This is a genomic window from Trichocoleus sp. DQ-U1, from assembly GCF_039961925.1.
In the GTDB taxonomy this organism is placed as follows: domain Bacteria; phylum Cyanobacteriota; class Cyanobacteriia; order Cyanobacteriales; family FACHB-T130; genus FACHB-T130.
In genome coordinates, this window is record NZ_JAMPKB010000011.1 from 50067 (window position 1) to 67182 (window position 17116).

Genomic DNA, 17116 nt, shown 5'->3' on the forward strand with positions numbered 1-17116 from the left:
AGATTGAAATCATTTCCCGACCGAGAGCCAAGAGTAACCTTGAATCCTTATCAGAAATTGAAATACAGTAGACTGGTTGGCTATAGCTGCTACGGCTCCTCATCAAAAATGTTTACTGGATCGGAAACTACGGCGACAGTTTTAATTGTGCTGGTGGCTTTAGGCATCCTGGGTTGGGGCTTCTACCGTGCCAAGTCATTCGGCAAACTCGGCATCTTAGCTTGGTTGCAGTCAGTGGTGTTGATGTCTCCCTGGCTGTTGTTTTTTGGATTGTTCGCAGCGGGGATTTATCTCAACCTGGTGAGCATCTTGTTTATGTTGATAGCCTCCGCTGGGTTGTACATCTTCATCGGAAATAAACTGCGAGCAGCCGGTCAGGATGCCATACTGCGGGAGCGGGTCTTGAAAATGGTGCAAGAATCCAAGCCGATAGAAGATACTGCTGAGGAAAATGGGGGAGAGACAGCGGCGGCGACGCCAAAAGAGGCGAAAAATGCCGTTACCCAAGAAGTGGTTCCCATTCCGGATGAAGACTTGAAAAACATCCAAGGAATTTTTGGCATCGATACCTTCTTTGCCACCGAAAGCATTCCTTATCAGGAAGGAGCCATCTTCAAGGGCAATCTGCGGGGAGAACCTGCGGCGGTTCATTCCCGCTTGTCTGCGAGTTTGCACGAGAGATTGGGCGATCGCTATCGGCTATTTTTAGTAGAAAATCCGGAAGAGAAGCCGGTGGTGATTGTTCTCCCCAGCACCAACGATCCGAAACCAGCAACCTTACCGCAGAACATCTTGGCAGGCGTTCTCGTCGTGGCGACCATTGCCGCTAGCTTAGAGACGGCGGGAATTTTCCTCGGTTTTGATTTCTTCAGCAACCCAAGCCGCTTTGGAGAAGTTCTGCCCATCAGTGCCGGAATCTGGGTGATTTTAGTGACTCACGAACTCGGTCACTGGTTCCTCGCTCGTCGTCACAATATTCGCCTAAGTTTTCCTTTTTTCATCCCATCCGCACAGATTGGCTCGTTTGGGGCGATTACTCGATTTGAATCGCTATTACCCAATCGCACAGTGCTGTTTGATATCGCTTTAGCTGGTCCTGCTGCCGGTGGTATTGTTTCCCTATTGATGCTAATCGTCGGTTTAATTCTTTCCCACGAAGGCAGTCTATTTAAGGTGCCATCGGAGTTCTTCCAAGGGTCAATTTTGGTAGGTACTCTGGCACGGGTTGTCCTTGGTTCTAGTCTCCAGGCAACCCTGGTTGATGTCCACCCGCTGACGATTATCGGTTGGCTGGGTTTGGTGGTAACAGCGTTCAATTTGATGCCAGCGGGAATGCTCGATGGGGGTCGAATCGTCCAGGCAATCTACGGACGCCAAATCGCTCGACGCGCTACCGTTGCCACGTTAGTTTTGCTAGGAATTGTCTCTCTAGTAAATCCGACGAATCCTTTGCTGCTGTACTGGGCGATTGTAATTCTGTTCTTGCAACGGGGTCTAGAACGCCCTAGCTTGAATGAGATTTCCGAACCCGATGATGCGAGAGCTGCTTTGGGGTTGTTGGCTCTGTTTTTAACCGTGGCAACTCTCCTCCCTCTCACTCCAGGCTTAGCAGGACGCTTGGGCATTGGGGGATAGGCATTGGGAATGAGCGAATGGGGAATTGGGAATGGGGGAATATTCTCTCCTCACCTATTCCCTGTCTCCCACTCAGTCCTATCTGGAGGAATGCAAAGAAGTTTAAACAGTCCTAGAGGGGATTTAACATTTCTTAAAGAATTTCCCTAAAAACGATTAAACTTCATTGCAAAATTAGAAGAGACTAGGAACGGTGTGATAACTTCGTTAAGGTTGACAAACGGCTGAGAGATAACGATGGAGAACACAATAAACGTGCCTTTACAGCAATCCTCAACTCCTTCATTTCGTGAAGATTTTAGTGAGTACGTGGCGCATCTACAGCTTCACATGGCGTTACAAGCGCGCAACCTAGTTCCCACTCTCACCAAGGCTGTTGATAGCCGCGAGCAGCTATTGCAGCAAACTCAGGCGGATATTGAAAAGCTGATTTCTCGTCAAGGCATCTAATTCGGCTAATTTTGATTGATTGGCTGATAAATTGATAGCCGCGCAATTATTTCTAACAATTTTTTGAAACTCCACTGAACTTAGTTTGACAATCAGAGCTTTATCGCTCTGATTTTTTTATGGATTGAATTGCTAAGTAGAGGCATGGCAGGCATGATAGGTATGCCTTTAGGGGCGTGTTTGTGCCATACCCCTACAAAACGTAAATTTTTTACCAGTTAATTTAATCCAGATAAATCAGAGAGACGCGATCGCTTTACTGAGTTGTCAGCACGCACATTATTCCGATTGAGTGCAATTACCGATTCTGCCTGTTGGAGTGCCGATTGCCAAACTTCATATCCTCGACCGCTCAAATGTAGCCCATCCGTCGTTAAGTCCAGACGCAAATTTCCTTCAACATCGCTAAAGCGAGAGTGAATATCTAGATAGCCTGCACCCTGTTGTTGAGCAAGGATAGCAAGTTGTTGGTTAAGGTTACGAATTCGACGGTTTGGGATGGTGTTGATCCGGGTGGGAAGAATGGATTGCACAATGACTGAGCTGCGAGGATGCTCTTGTCGTAAGCGGCGAACAATTTGGCGAAGATTATCGAGAATTGTTTCATCCGTTGCACCTTGGCGCAAATCGTTGATGCCAGCTAAAACGTAAATAACATCGGGACGAGTTTGGGAAAAAGCAGACAATCTTTTCAAGATGCCACGGGAATTATCCCCAGAAATTCCCTGATTCAGCCACAAACTCCCCCCAGGAAGACGTTCTTGGGGAAACCACAATGAGAGAGAATCTCCCACTAATACGGAAAGACGGTTGGAACCTTGACCTTGAGAAACTGCTCTCGCTTCCTTTGCCAGTAGGCGTTTCCACTGTTCATAGCTAGGTTTTTGTAAAGCCAGTGCTTTCGTGCCTGCTTGGTTCGCCCAGTATGACTGAAAGCTATCAACAGGTAGACGAGTATAAATCTTGCCTGCTTTCAGAGCAGCTAATCTTTGGTAAAAAAGTTGACTGCCAGATGCCGGTTTTGTCGTTGCTGTATCCGGTTTCAGCTTCGCTTGTAGGGAGGGTTTCAGTTCTATCGCGGCTTGAGCTGCTGTTGGTGCTAAGGCTGTAGTAATGGTTAGTGTGTCAGTCTCCTGGAAAGGATTCGTCTGCGAACTCAACTGCTGGCTGAATTCAGGAGAGGTGATTTCAATTGTCGGGACGATTTTCTGCGCCACCAGTGGTCCAAAGTCACTCGACTCACTGGAATGCCATAACGCTAACAGGTTGTCAGGCTGTGGGGGCAGTACGGGCGGGGGCGGAGCTGAGATTTGCCCGCCGCTTAACAAACTTACCGCCAACAGATAAGGATCGCCCATTGTGTCTCTACTCCTATCACTCTTTCCTTCCTTTCCCTTTGACAAGGATTATTGGTTGGAGTCAGGAATTTTTAGGAGAAGCGATCGCTTTCTGTTGGCAAGACGCAGGAGCGATCGCGTTTAAACTCCTCTAAAGTGACGGCATACACGAGTCATTTGTCAAGCGCATTCAAAAATAAGCCAAAAAAATAAGTCAAAAGTCGATTTGTGCGCCCTAGGAATCGACTTTTGACTATCTACTTGCAAGCAAGCCAGACTAGGGAATGCGATCGCATTCTGGTTAGGAATACTGCGATATCATTGGCAGTTCCTGATTGAGAACCCAATTGCCAATATCCCGTAGCTTGTAGTCCACTGGGTCGTGCAGGGTAAACGTCCGCAGATCGCGCCAGTAGCGGTCGAAGCCGTATTTCGCAGCAGTGGAACGAGCGCCCATGACTTCAAAGATGCGGGTGGTGATATCCAAGCCAACTTTAGTGGTAAAAGCTTTAGCAGTATAAACAGCGATCGCAACTTCACCCCGTTCCTCATGAGTGAGCGCCAGTCCCTTTTCCCACGCTTTCTGTACCTGCTGCGCTGTCTGACGGCACAGCGCGATCGCTGCCTTTAGCTCAGCCCATAGCTCACCATAGTGCTGCAAAATGTAGGGATCTTTCGATGCCCGATCGACGCCTGAGGTCATCCAGGGTCGAGTCATCGTCGTCGTGTAATCCCTTGCCGCTTCCAAGGCACCCTCGGCAATTCCTAGATAGACATGGGTTTTCGCCAACTGATTCACCACGAATAGCAAGGTGGAAAAGGCACCCTCTGGAGATGGCGACGGGCCGAGAATTTCATCCGGGTTCACCAGGACATTGTGGAAGGTGAAACTACCGCTAGCAGTGCAGCGTTGTCCCATATTGTCCCAGTCGTTGTTGTAGACAATACCTTCTCGATCCTTGGGAAGGATGAAGACAATTGGATGATCGACCCCGTCTTGCACCGCGGCGAATACACGGATATCCGCTGCTGCCACTCCGGTGCCAAAAGTCTTAGTTCCATTTACCCGGAAGCGATCGCCTTCTGGCTCAATTTTGAGGCGAGTGTCCCGCGTGTTAAATGCATTTCCCCAAAACAAGTGATGTTGGGCAGTAGCTCGATAGTAGCGTTCTGCTTGAGCGGGGGTGCCGCTCACCTGACCCACCACTGATAAGATTAGCTGATTGCAGTAGAGTTGCCCCGTAGAACCATCTGCTTTAGCAATTTCCTGAAGAACCTTGTAAGCTTCTACCCAGGTTGCGCCAATACCGCCATATTCTCGCGGTACAACCAGAGGTAACAGTCCTGCTTCTCGGAGTCGTCGTACTTCTTCATGGGGGATACCTGCTTGGCGATCGCGCTCAACGGCACTCGCTGCCAATTCTTGGGAGAGAGCAGACGCGATCGCTGCATAATCTTTCAATTCGATGCGGTTTAGTAATGTAGTCATGGTTTTTTCTCCTTTTTACTTGTCTTTTGTAGTAGATAATTTCTGAACTGGTTGCGAGGCTTGATTTAAAACAACCAGTGAAGAGAACTGTTTCGTAGTTAGCAATAGCGAGTCACTGCTACCGGGTTTTTGGTAACGCCAAGCAAATGCACAGAGTTTGCACATAGGATTTTCTAGCTTTCAATGGTTTTCAGAATTGAAGGTTGGTGTTACATATTTTTTTAGCGATTCACTTTCTTGCCGCTACATTTGTGATTTTTTCTGTATCCCCCCAATTGATGGCAGGGATTTAATCCAGACAATTCGTAAAACGGGTTTAATTCTTCCGCACAATGTAGTAATTGTTTTGAAAATCATGAGCGAGTTGCTTGATTTCCACGCTAGTGAAACCGGCATCTTCCAGCATTTCCAATGCTTTCTCCTGACCCCACATGGCACCAAGCCCCATGCCTCCTGCGGCAAGCGATACAGTCATACAGTGCATACAAGAAATGGTGTAAAGTAACGGCCCTGCCGGATGATCGAGATTGCCATCAACATAACCGGAGGCACGAATATCCTGCATCAAATAAATGCCATCCGGACGCAGTGCTTGGGCAATTCCTCGCAACACTAGATCGGGCTGAGCTTGGTCGTGAATGGCGTCAAAGGTAGCAATGAAATCGTAGTTTTCAACTTCATCCAGGGTGGCAGCATCTTTTACTTGAAAGCGGATATTTGCAAGATTGAGGCGTTGGACTTCGGTTTGCGCGATCGCGATCGCTTCTTCTGAGAAGTCGTAGCCTGTAAACCGACTATTCGGAAATTCCTTCGCCATTTTGGTGATAGCACGACCGCTACCACACCCCACATCCAGCACCTTAATTCCCGCCTTAAGTGCCTCAATCAGTCCGGGAATTAAGGGCAAAATGTGGTCATTCAGCGCCGCAACGACCGTTTGACCGCTATCTTCCGCCATCACTTGATGAAAACGCTTGAAAGCAGAATAGGGAACCCCACCACCCTTGTAAAAGCAGTCGATGATTTGCTCCTCAACACTTCCTAACAAAGGGATGTATTGGGAAAATGCCGCAATGTTGTCAGGACTGGAAGCCCGCGTTAAGAATGCGGCGTGTTCTAGAGGCAAATCGTAGGTATTCTTAGCTGGATTGTATTCCACAAAGCCACCCGTAACCATTGCTCCCAACCATTCGCGCACGTACCGCTCATTCAACCCCGCTGCGTCTGCAATCTGTTGGCTTGTAGAAGGCGGTAGTTCAGCCATCCTGTCAAATAGCCCAGTTCTGTGACCGATAGACGTTATCAGAGCGATCGCGCCACTGTTGAGAATGTTAAGCATCCGTTCGGCAAATGCTTCTGCTTTGGTTTGGTCTAGGGTAAGTGTTGTCATAAAATCCTCGTCATGATTTTCAAGTTTGAATGTGTTATTCAGAGTGCGATCGCAAAAACTTAGATTTCTGTTGCACTCTTAAGCGGAGTTAGAGGAGCTGATAGGTAGCATTCTGAAGAGAAATAGATATCAGAAAAACGGAGGGTATTCGCAGGAATTCAACCCAAGCTGTGTGTCCCTTCAGGATTTATTCGGTATCCTCTATGAATGTTTTTTGATATATGAACAAGCTATCAAGGCAAGCGTTCCGATAGCGTTCTGGAAGCGTTCGCTCCCCCAAAACCTTACCCTAGGCTATGTATGCATATAACCACTGTGAAATTGATGCGATCGCGTACAGCCCTTTGGGTATGAAAACAGCGTCAGCGTAGCGAAGGCTAACACTACTAGGTAGTTGTTCGTTCGTCGTTCCTGATAACTGATTGCGGCTCGTATACACTGCTTGAGACGGTTAATACAAGACCGGAAAAATAGACTTATGCTGTTGCTTGCTGCACAATCCTAGAAAAATTTATATAGAATTTGCGAGTTACCAAAAAGATTGTTATCGGGTATCTTCTCTTTAACACGAGCGCCAGTGATTTGAGTCACAAAAATGTAAGTTTCCGATCGCATTTAATTGAACGCTTCGCGAACGCTGCTTTGAATAACTTGGTATTTAGGTGAAGCAATTCACTAATTAACAACGCAAATACCAAGGAGCAACTTCTATGATGTCCAACATAAAACGTGTAAAAGTAGCGATCGCATTTTCTGCCACTTTAATATCCACTGCTGCCATTCCCACCGCAGCATTAGCTGGAGATAATAAAGTCTACGCTGGAAGTATGTGTCAGCCTGAGACTTCCGCTTCTAATCAGCAATTTAGTCGTGCAGCTGGACAGTTTTCAGTTCAAGGTACCACATCCATTAACCTACATTGTCCTGTTGTTCGGGACATTACATCAGGGACTGAAAATGGCAGCGCAGGGCCTCTTGCTTTTGTGCATGTATTCAGCAGAAACGCTCAGTCTACAACCCTACAGTGCGAGCTGCGGGCTAACCAGCCGAACTCTCTAAGTTTTCAATTCCAGAAATTAACAATCGCACTTAGCGGTGGTGCTACAGGTACTCCGAAGAAGCATGTGTTCAACTTCACGGGACCTGTAGCTCAAACTGCTAACGGAGCTTATGAGGTTGTTTGCTCACTACCACCAGGTACGGGAGTTGCAAGTTACTCCATTGCTGAGTAACTGGGTACATTTGCGAGTCGATTTCCAATGCTCTAATACCATTCTGTTTTTTGCTTGCAACATATAGACTTCTTAGCCCCCCAATTTATTGAGGGGCTGGGGAGATCCTTAATGTATCGCCACACAATCTAAATGGTATGGCTAGCAAACTGGTTGATTAAGGTATTGGAATTTTCTCAGCTACTCTAGCCTAGAGATTACTTTTTATTCCCTCTTTATGGCTACGGTTTAAACGCCGGACGATCCAATACTTGGTATTTGTAAAAAATGCCCAATACTCAAACTAAAAAGTTAGAACTTTGCCTTAAATACTGCCTTAAATTAAATTCGTGTTCATAGCTTAAATCTCTTGAATTTGAAACGAGTTGAAATTTGGTTGGTTATTTCAGCCTTTTCAGGCTAATAAATTTTCATTACTTATTGCCAGCTATTATCACCATGCAAAAACCAATTTATCTAACAACCTTCCTTTGGATTGCTTCAATTTTGTTCGGCAACTATCACCCCTCAAGCAATTCATGGATTCCAATTTTTCAAGCTGTGAGGGCGTCAGCTTCTGAGATTGATATGCCCTTTTGCTATATGCAGACATCGGATGGCAGAACTTTAGACCTCACCCAACTATGCGGTGAGAAACCTCAAGTCATCATCGCAGACCAAACATCTGATGGGGATATTCTGACGGGTCGCATCATCAACGAAACCCAAAAAACAGTTCATTCGATTGAAGTCACCTATAACGTTGTTGGATTAGATGGCAAGGTGATTAAAAGTAGTTCTGTCAATGCAGAACCCTCCACGCTAAATCCAGGACAAAGCGGCTCTTTCAAAGTTCACACGATTATCGGTGATGGCAAATTGAGAGCGACATCTGTTAATTGGAAAGAGTAACAAGAATGGTGGTGGGCAAATGAAACCACGCAGTTATTTAGCCTCAGCGATTGATTGGGTTGAAAACAACAATGCAGGCAAAACTCAGAAATCAGAAAATTTCTGATAGGTTGGCTCTAAAAGTAGTCAATAAGCAAGGGATAGTAAAACTAAATGGTCTGGACGCAGATATCAGCGATCGCTTTTTCGGGTATTCTCTGAATCCAAGACTTTACTTCTACTGATTCCGTTGTTGCTGTGGTGCAACTGTTACTAAGAGGGCAGTCCAGTTGCACTTTCTTCCCTAAGCCATCAAAGAGTTAAGCGATCGCATAAGCACCACCAATATCAGAAGACTCTCTAGGAGGTAGGGTAAACCTACGGAATGGAGGGTCTTATCGTTATCTCCTAGTGGTTGTCTAAATGGGGATGACTGTTATTGTGCATTCTGTAGCTCAGAACTAGGAAAATCTCTCGTAGTCAGTACTTAAGCTTGTCGCAGATAGCGTCAGGAGGCTGGTCTTGTCAAGAGAGCCGAAATGATGACTAAATACTTACAGGAGAATGGTCAGTAGTTTGTCAGCTTTCAAGCATCGAATTTTTCAATTTTTTATGCCATCTTGGGGTAATTACAGATGAGCTAACCGATAGGTCGGCGCTAGGCTAACGCCTCGCTTCGCTGTTTTCATGCCCAAAGGGCTGTACGCGATCGCAGCAGGATTCCATCTGCATATTGCCAAGCCTGGAGAATCGGAAAAACTGGTTGAAGCGATTGCTACTCTAGTTAAATCTAGCAGATAAGTCTGAAGCACCATTGGCCTCTGACTATTCTGACGAAGCACGGCTATAGGATCTGTTGACATGACCTTGAAGTTACCCGGATTTACGATTGTCACTTTGCTCAAAGAAGGGATAAAAGCCGTCCTATACCGTGGAATCAGAGTCGAAGATCGGCGTCCGGTGATTATTAAAGGGCTACGTCCAGAGTGCTGTACGCCCAACAATATTGAGCAACTCAGACATGAGTATGCGATCGCCCAACGGTTGAACACCCCCGGAGCAGTTAAAACCTACGCCTTAGAGGTGCATCGGGGCATTCCTTATCTGATTTTGGAGGATTTTGGCGGGCGATCGCTCGATCGGCTTTTAGAAGACTTTCGGGAGCCGATTCCGTTTTTAAAAATTGCCATTCAAATCAGCAATGCGATCGCCCAAATTCATAACCATAGCATTGTCCATAAAAATATTAAGCCGCAGAACATTCTCATTAATCTGGAAACGCATCAGGTCAAAATCGCTGACTTCGGGATTGCTGCTTTTATCCCCTACGAACAGCAAATGGTCAGCAGTTCCAGCCAGATTGCAGGCAGTTTGGCTTATCTGTCGCCAGAGCAAACTGGGCGAATGAATCGCGGGATTGACCATCGCAGCGATTTATATTCCTTGGGAGTCACCTTCTATGAAATGCTGACCCGTCAGCTACCGTTTCAGGGCAAAGACCCTTTAGAGTGGGTGCATTGTCATATTGCCCAATCGCCGCCACCACTCACAAAGGTAAGACCGGAGATTGGGCGATCGCTATCTGACATCATCATGAAACTGCTCTCAAAGGTTGCAGAAGATCGCTACCAGAGTGCTTTGGGTTTGCAGTTCGATCTGGAACGATGCCTAAAACAGTTGGAGACAATTGGACAAATTCAATCTTTCCCTTTAGGCGAACAAGATATCTCAGAGCGGTTTCAAATTCCCCAAAAATTGTATGGGCGAGAGCGAGAAATTACACAGCTTTTACAAGCATTTGAGCGAGTTGTTAGCCAAGGTACGCCAGAACTTATATTCGTCGCTGGATATGCTGGGATTGGTAAATCTTCTCTCGTGAACGAGATCCAAAAACCCATCGTAAGAGAACGTGGGATTTTTATCTCTGGTAAGTTCGATCAGTACAAACGAGATATTCCTTATTCCACCCTTGTTCAAGCTTTTCAGACGCTCGTTCGGCAAATTTTGACGGAACCTGAAGATAAACTTGCCACTTGGAGAAAGCGAATCCAAGCCGCATTCGGGAATAATGGCAGACTGATTACCGATGTGATTCCAGAAGTTGAACTCATCGTCGGCGAACAACCTCCTGTACCAGACTTGGGACCCGCTGAATCCCAAAATCGATTCAATCTGGTGTTTCAAAACTTTATCAGTATCTTTGCTCAAAAAGAGCATCCACTGGCTGTCTTTTTGGATGATATGCAGTGGGCAGATAGCGCCACTTTGAATTTGATTCAAACCATCGTCACGAGATCAAGTCTCCAGCATCTTTGCTTTATTCTGGCTTTTCGAGATAACGAGGTCGATCTCCTCCATCCCTTCAGTTTGATGATGGAGCAGATTCGTCAAGGTGGGGCAAAAATAACCGAAATTGTTCTCACTCCTCTCAACCTTACTTATGTGAATCAGCTCATTGCTGAAACCCTACATTGTGAGCCGGGACGGTCAGAATCTCTTGCAAAATTAATCATTCAGAAAACTGATGGCAATCCTTTTTTTGTCAACGAGTTTCTCAAAACGCTGTACCAAGAAAATCTGCTGACGTTCGATCGCAACCATCGCGTCTGGCAATGGGATCAAGCCCAGATTGAAGCCCAAGGCATTACGGATAATATTGTCAATCTGATGATTGGGCGGATGCAAAAACTGCCGCCCGAAACTCAACAGTTGCTCAAGTTAGCTTCCTGTATCGGGAATCGTTTTGATTTAGAAGTTTTAGCAATCGTCGGTGAAATATCTCCTCAGCAAACAGCCAACACACTTTTGGAAGCGGTTCTGAGAGGATTCATCATCCCAACAGAGGCAACTGAAAGCATTGAGAAAAGCTATCGCTTTTACCACGATCGCATTCAACAAGCTGCCTATGCCTTGATTGATGATGAACAAAAGCAAGCAGTTCACCTTACGATTGGGCGACTTTTACTTAAAAGTTTCAATTCTGCTCAACTGGAAGAACAGATTTTTGATTTAGTGAATCAACTTAATCTAGCTGTTGGTTTGATTACTGAGCGGACAGAAAAAGACGAATTAATTCGCCTAAATCTAATTGCTGCTAAGAAGGCAAAAGCCTCCACTGCGTACACACCTGCGAAAAGAATGCTTGCTGTCGCTGCAAATCTTTTAAATGAAGATTCTTGGCTTGACCATTATGAACAAACATTTACTATAGTTAAAGAACGAGCTGAATGCGAATTTTTAACGGGTAATTTAGAGGAGGCGGAAGCTCTATTTAAGCTTCTATTTATCAAAGCCAAATCTTATATAGACAAAGCGAATATTTATATACTTCAGCTCAGACTTTATCAAGTTGCAGGTAGGTATGAGGAGGCACTAGCACTCGGATTAGAAGCTTTAAAAATTTTTGGGGTGACTTTCCCGGATTCAGAGGAGCAAGTGCAGGTTGCGATCGCTATCGAAAAAAGCCAGGTATTGGCAAATTTAGGTGACAGACAAGTCTCCGATCTACTCAACGCCCCAACGCTCCAAGATCCAAATCTTAAGACACTCATCGGTCTGCTGACAACTGTAGGGCCGCCTGCTTATCTCGGCAGACCAAGTATTTTTCCTCTAGTTGTACTCAAAGCAGTCAATTATTCGCTGACGTATGGCAATACGGAAGACTCCTGTTTTGCTTATAGTATGTATGCGATGTTGTTGGTTTCTATATTCCGTGATATTCCGACAGGCTACGCATTTTCCGAGATGACGATTCAACTAAATGAGAAGTTGAATGACCCGAAACTCAGAGGAACAGTTCTACACATTCATGGCAGTCATATCAACGTTTGGCGGAACCATATTGCTACCGATATTCCATTTTTAGAGCGAGGATTTATCGGCTGTGTGGAAGCAGGCGATGTGACGATGGCTAACTACAACGGCTATCAAGGCTCTTGGCAGATTATTCAGGTAGGAAGTCCACTTCCCGAAACGTACAATTTAATTCAAAAGTACGTTAACTTTGCCCAGCAATCTAAGCATGAGGCGGCCTATCAGACGATTAGATTGCAGCAGCAGTTTCTCATAAATTTACGCGGATTTACCTACCACAAGCTGACCCTAAGTGATGATAGTTTAGATGAATCGCACGCCTTTTCCATCCTTACGGATGCAGGCTTCGTCAGTGGAATTATCTTTTATCACATCATCAAATTAATTGTGTTTTTCACCTACGAACAGTATGAGGAGGCGCTGAATTCTGCCTTACAAGTGTCCGTGTTTCCAGTTACAACCCTGGCATTACCAATCGAAACCGATTATGTTCTGTATCACTCGCTGACCTTGGCGGCTCTTTATCCAACTGCATCTTGTGAAGAGCAGGAAGGGTTTTTAGAAACCTTAGAAATCCATCAGCGACAATTACAGGATTGGGCGAGCCACTGCCCTGCTAACTTCTTACATAAGTCTCAATTAGTGGGGGCGGAGATAGCTCGAATTGAGGGTCGGGACATGGAAGCAATGCGCCTGTATGAGCAATCAATTCGCTGTGCCCGCGAGCAGAAATTTGTGCATTATGAAGCCTTGGCGTATGAGTTAGCAGCTAAGTTTTACTTAGATCGGGAGTTTGAAGCGATCGCTAAAACCTATCTGCAAGAAGCCAGGAATGCCTATCGGCGCTGGGAGGCGCTCGGCAAGGTCAAGCAGCTTGAGCAGCTCTATCCGACCTTATTGCCGCAACCGTTGCCGCAACAGCCCCCTGCCTCCAACGAAACGTTTTTAAGCACGGGGGAGCAACTTGACTTTCTATCGGTTGTTAAGGCGTCTCAAACTATTTCTAGCGAAATTGTCTTCTCTCGACTTTTGAAGACATTGATGCAGATTGCGCTTGAGCAAGCAGGAGCCGAACTGGGTTATTTGCTGCTTTTTCACGAGCAGAATCTAGTGATAGAAGTCGAAGCGAAAATAAATTCCCAAGCAGAAAAATTTAATGTTTTTCGACCTGAATTGGCGGGTGAAATTGCATTGCCTCAGTCAGTGCTGAATTATGTGCAGCGAACTCAATCAACTGTGATTTTGCCCGATGCCACAGAGCAGAATCTATTTTCGGAAGACGAGTATGTGATTCAAAAGCAACCGAAGTCTGTACTTTGCTTACCGCTTGCCCGTCAGTCAAACTTGCTGGGAATTTTATATTTAGAAAACAACTTTATCCCAGGCGCTTTTACACACGACAAGCTTTCCGTGCTGGAAATTTTAGCAGCTCAAATTGCCATTTCCCTGGAGAATGCTCGTCTCTATCAAGGGTTAGCACAAAGTCAAGAACAACTTAACCTAGCGTTGAAATCCGCCCAAATCGGTGTTTGGAGTTGGGACATTCTCAACGATCGGTTTGACTGGGATGAGCAGGTTTATCAACTATTTGGAGTCACTCCTGCAACGTTTGTTGCCACCTCAGAAGCCGTGTTGGCTCGCCTGCACCCAGAGGATCGGGAATCGCTCGCCCAATCTTTGAGCCGAGCGATTCACGAAGGCGTGGAACACGATCTGGAATATCGAATTATCCGGGATGACGGCAGCATTCGCTACGCTGCTTGCCGGGGAAGAGCCTTTTTCAACGAAGCGGGCACAGCGACTCGCATGAGTGGTGTTGTAATTGACATCACGGAGCGCAAACAAGCTGAAGAATCTCTGCTGATTTCTAAGGCTGCTTTGGAGCAAATGCCCGATGCTGTTGTGTTAACCGATCTGGAGGGAAATATTCAACGCTGGCTGGGCAACGCGGAGCAGATTTTCGGCTATACGGCGTCCGAAGCGATCGCTAAACCCCTGAATTTCTTACATCACCCTGACATTGCAGCAACGATGACCGCCCAAATCATCCAGTCGATTCAGGAAACAGGAGGATTTTGTGGTGAAGTTCCCTGTGTGAGAAAAGATGGGTCGAAAGTGTTGATTGAAACAACATCAAAGCTTGTTTACGACAAGGCTGGCAAGCCGCTCTTTTTTGTGGGCATCAACAAAGATATTAGCGATCGCAAACAGGCTGAAGCGGAACGTGCCCAATTGTATGAAGAGCAAACCGCCCGCCAGGAAGCAGAAGCCGACCGGCAGCGAGCCGCGTTTTTAGCTCAAGTCAGTGCCACCCTCGCCTCTTCCCTCGATTATGAAAGCACGCTTGCCAGCGTGGCAAGCTTGGTTGTGCCCTACTTCGCCGACTGGTGCGGCGTAGACCTTCTGCAAGACAACCAATCGATTCATCGAGTCGCCGTTGCCCACCGAGATCCGGAGAAAGTGAAACTCGGCTGGGAACTCCACCAGCGTTATCCCAGACCGTTGGATGCACCGACAGGTGTGCCAAAGGTGTTGCGTACCGGACAAACAGAAATGGTGGCTGAAATTTCCGATGCAGCCTTGGCAGAAGCGGTCAAAGATGCAGAGTATCTGCGAATTCTGCGCGAACTGGGTTTAAAGTCCGGTATTATCTCGCCGTTGATAGCACGGGGACGGATTCTCGGTGCCATTACATTTATCACCGCTGAATCCGTTCGTCGTTTTAGCACCGCCGATATCTTATTGGCGGAAGATATTGCTCATCGGGCAGCGATCGCCATCGACAATGCCCGCCTCTATCGGGAAGCGCAGCAGGCGCAACAAACGGCGGAGCGAGCAGCAGAGCGAATTGCCGGCCTTCAGTCCATCACCGCTGCCCTTTCAGAATCGCTCACACCCGCCCAAGTGTCTGAAGTGATCGTCGATCGGGGCATGGCGGCTTTGGGTGCTAACTATGCTCTGGTGGCATTGCTCAATGAAAGGGGTACGGAACTAGAAATTGTGCAAGCGGTTGGCTATGAAGTGAATCAAATCAATGGCTGGCAACGTTTTTCCATCGACGCAGCAGCCCCTCTGGCAGAGGCGGTACGGACTGGGCAACCTGTTTGGGGTGAAACGTCACAAAAACGAGCAGCCCGTTACCCTCATTTGGCTGAAGCCTATACTCAACTTAACTTTGGGACTTGGGTTTCGATTCCGCTGATGGTAGAGGGTCGGGCAGTGGGAGGGCTGTCTCTGGGCTTTACTGAGCCGCAAGAACTTAACGAGGATGACCAAGCTTTTATCTTGGCACTTGCCCAACAATGCGCCCAAGCGATCGCTCGTTCCCATCTCTACGAAGCAGAACGAACCGCGCGAAGTGCGGCGGAAGCGGCAAACCGGATCAAAGATGAATTTTTAGCCGTTCTCTCTCACGAACTGAGAACGCCGCTTAACCCGATTCTGGGTTGGGCAAAACTCCTGCGGAGCCGCAAGTTCGATCCGGCAACCAGCGATCGCGCCTTAGAAACTATTGAGCGCAACGCTAAGTTACAAACCCAATTAATTGAAGATTTGCTCGATGTCTCCCGCATCCTGCAAGGGAAGCTGAGCCTCAACGTCTACCCGGTTGACTTGGTATCGACGATTGAAGCCGCAATCGAGACGGTGCGTTTAGCAGCCGAAGCCAAATCTATCCAGATTCAGACCATCCTCGAACCGGGCGTCGGGCAGGTTTCCGGCGATGCCAATCGATTGCAGCAAGTCGTTTGGAATCTCCTTGCCAATGCGGTTAAGTTTACTCCGGCTGGGGGACAGGTCGCGATCGCATTAGAGCAGGTCGAAGCGCAGGCTCAAATCCGCGTAACTGACACAGGCAAGGGGATTGCACCTGAGTTCTTACCCTATGTCTTTGATTATTTCCGTCAGGAAGATGGTACCACCACCCGAACCTTTGGGGGATTGGGTCTAGGGCTGGCAATCGTCCGCCATCTCGTAGAACTTCACGGCGGCACTGTAAGTGTATCAAGTCCGGGTGAAGGACAAGGTGCAACTTTCCTAATTAAGCTTCCCTGTTTGCAGAATGATAGAGAAAGGCAGTCGGATGAAAAAGACAACTTCTCAGTTCTGACTTTTGACTCCTTACCTTTGTCTGGCTTACAAATTCTCGTGGTGGATGATGATGCAGATATGCGAGAGTTTTTGTGCTTCCTGTTGGAGCAATATGGTGCAACTGTGACCTCCGTAGCCTCAGCCGTTGCAGCGCTGACAACACTAAGCCAATCCCAGCCAAATGTCATCATCAGCGATATTGGAATGCCAGAAATAAATGGCTATATGTTGATGCGACAGGTGAGGAGTCTGAAACCAGATCAAGGAGGAAACATTCCAGCGATCGCTCTGACTGCCTATGCTGCCGAGATGGATTACCAACAAGCGATCGCCGCAGGATTTCAACAGCACATTTCTAAGCCTGTGGAACCAGAGGCATTGGTGAAGGCGATCGCATCATTACTGTTTCTTCAACCTGACAGTGAGACTACAAAGGTTTTTTGATTAAGAGCAATTAGACAGGTTTGATACATTTGATCCAACAGATGGTTCCAAAATATCAACTGTCCAGATCCGGGCGAAGGGTAAGCCAGCTTTCCGAAAGGACTTCCGCACAGTCTCAGCATCAGGTGCCTCAAATTCGCAAATTACTTTAGCGCGATCGCGTGCCATCATTGAGCGAATCCAATGAACATTGTGTGCCCGGTGACAAGGTATTCCGATTTCAAGATCGTGGTTCCACTTCTGTTCGGTGATCGGTGGCTCAAATATCTTTTCTACAAGGACACGAACCATATTTTCCTCCTGATTGATTGAGCAATTTAGGTTTTTAAATACAGGACTTACGCACTGAAAACTTGAAGCCTAGATT

Annotated in this window: 10 protein-coding genes; 5 read left to right on the forward strand and 5 right to left on the reverse strand. The window is 46.8% G+C overall.

Features of this window, described 5'->3' with window-relative positions; genetic code table 11:
* Positions 1–108 precede the first annotated feature (108 nt).
* Positions 109–1635 carry a site-2 protease family protein gene (locus NDI34_RS07010; protein ID WP_348232281.1) on the forward strand — a complete coding sequence of 509 codons (1527 nt, stop codon included), beginning with the start codon at positions 109–111 and terminating at the stop codon, positions 1633–1635.
* A 237-nt stretch (positions 1636–1872) separates the two neighbouring features.
* Positions 1873–2085 carry a hypothetical protein gene (locus NDI34_RS07015; protein ID WP_190410320.1) on the forward strand — a complete coding sequence of 71 codons (213 nt, stop codon included), beginning with the start codon at positions 1873–1875 and terminating at the stop codon, positions 2083–2085.
* A gap of 218 nt (positions 2086–2303) precedes the next feature.
* On the opposite strand, the gene NDI34_RS07020 is transcribed toward NDI34_RS07015, so the two are convergent.
* The 3 genes from NDI34_RS07020 to NDI34_RS07030 all read right to left on the reverse strand — a co-directional run bounded on the left by NDI34_RS07020 (position 2304) and on the right by NDI34_RS07030 (position 6301).
* Positions 2304–3443: a GDSL-type esterase/lipase family protein gene (locus tag NDI34_RS07020; RefSeq protein ID WP_348232261.1), complete on the reverse strand. Its 1140-nt coding sequence runs from the start codon at positions 3441–3443 to the stop codon at positions 2304–2306.
* A 280-nt stretch (positions 3444–3723) separates the two neighbouring features.
* Positions 3724–4911 (reverse strand): acyl-CoA dehydrogenase family protein, encoded by a 1188-nt coding sequence (locus NDI34_RS07025; RefSeq protein WP_348232262.1) that lies wholly within the window; start codon positions 4909–4911, stop codon positions 3724–3726.
* Positions 4912–5227: 316 nt separating this feature from the next.
* Positions 5228–6301: a class I SAM-dependent methyltransferase gene (locus NDI34_RS07030; protein ID WP_190536046.1), complete on the reverse strand. Its 1074-nt coding sequence runs from the start codon at positions 6299–6301 to the stop codon at positions 5228–5230.
* A gap of 710 nt (positions 6302–7011) precedes the next feature.
* On the opposite strand from NDI34_RS07030, the gene NDI34_RS07035 reads away from it, so the two are divergent.
* Both NDI34_RS07035 and NDI34_RS07040 read left to right on the forward strand, forming a co-directional pair.
* On the forward strand, positions 7012–7533 hold the full coding sequence (locus tag NDI34_RS07035; protein WP_348232263.1) for a hypothetical protein: 522 nt from the start codon (positions 7012–7014) through the stop codon (positions 7531–7533).
* Positions 7534–8100: 567 nt separating this feature from the next.
* The gene (locus tag NDI34_RS07040) at positions 8101–8424 is read left to right on the forward strand and encodes an FxLYD domain-containing protein (RefSeq protein WP_348232264.1); all 324 of its coding nucleotides are present in this window, start codon (positions 8101–8103) and stop codon (positions 8422–8424) included.
* A 608-nt stretch (positions 8425–9032) separates the two neighbouring features.
* On the opposite strand, the gene NDI34_RS07045 is transcribed toward NDI34_RS07040, so the two are convergent.
* Positions 9033–9266 (reverse strand): hypothetical protein, encoded by a 234-nt coding sequence (locus tag NDI34_RS07045; RefSeq protein WP_348232265.1) that lies wholly within the window; start codon positions 9264–9266, stop codon positions 9033–9035.
* Between NDI34_RS07045 and NDI34_RS07050 the strand changes: the two genes are divergently transcribed.
* The gene (locus tag NDI34_RS07050) at positions 9265–16749 is read left to right on the forward strand and encodes an AAA family ATPase (RefSeq protein WP_348232266.1); all 7485 of its coding nucleotides are present in this window, start codon (positions 9265–9267) and stop codon (positions 16747–16749) included. The genes NDI34_RS07045 and NDI34_RS07050 overlap by 2 nt on opposite strands.
* Here the strand turns inward: NDI34_RS07050 and NDI34_RS07055 are convergent, their stop codons facing one another.
* Entirely contained in the window at positions 16750–17040 is a 291-nt protein-coding gene (locus NDI34_RS07055; RefSeq protein WP_348232267.1) for a DUF4242 domain-containing protein, read from the reverse strand.
* Positions 17041–17116: the final 76 nt, after the last annotated feature.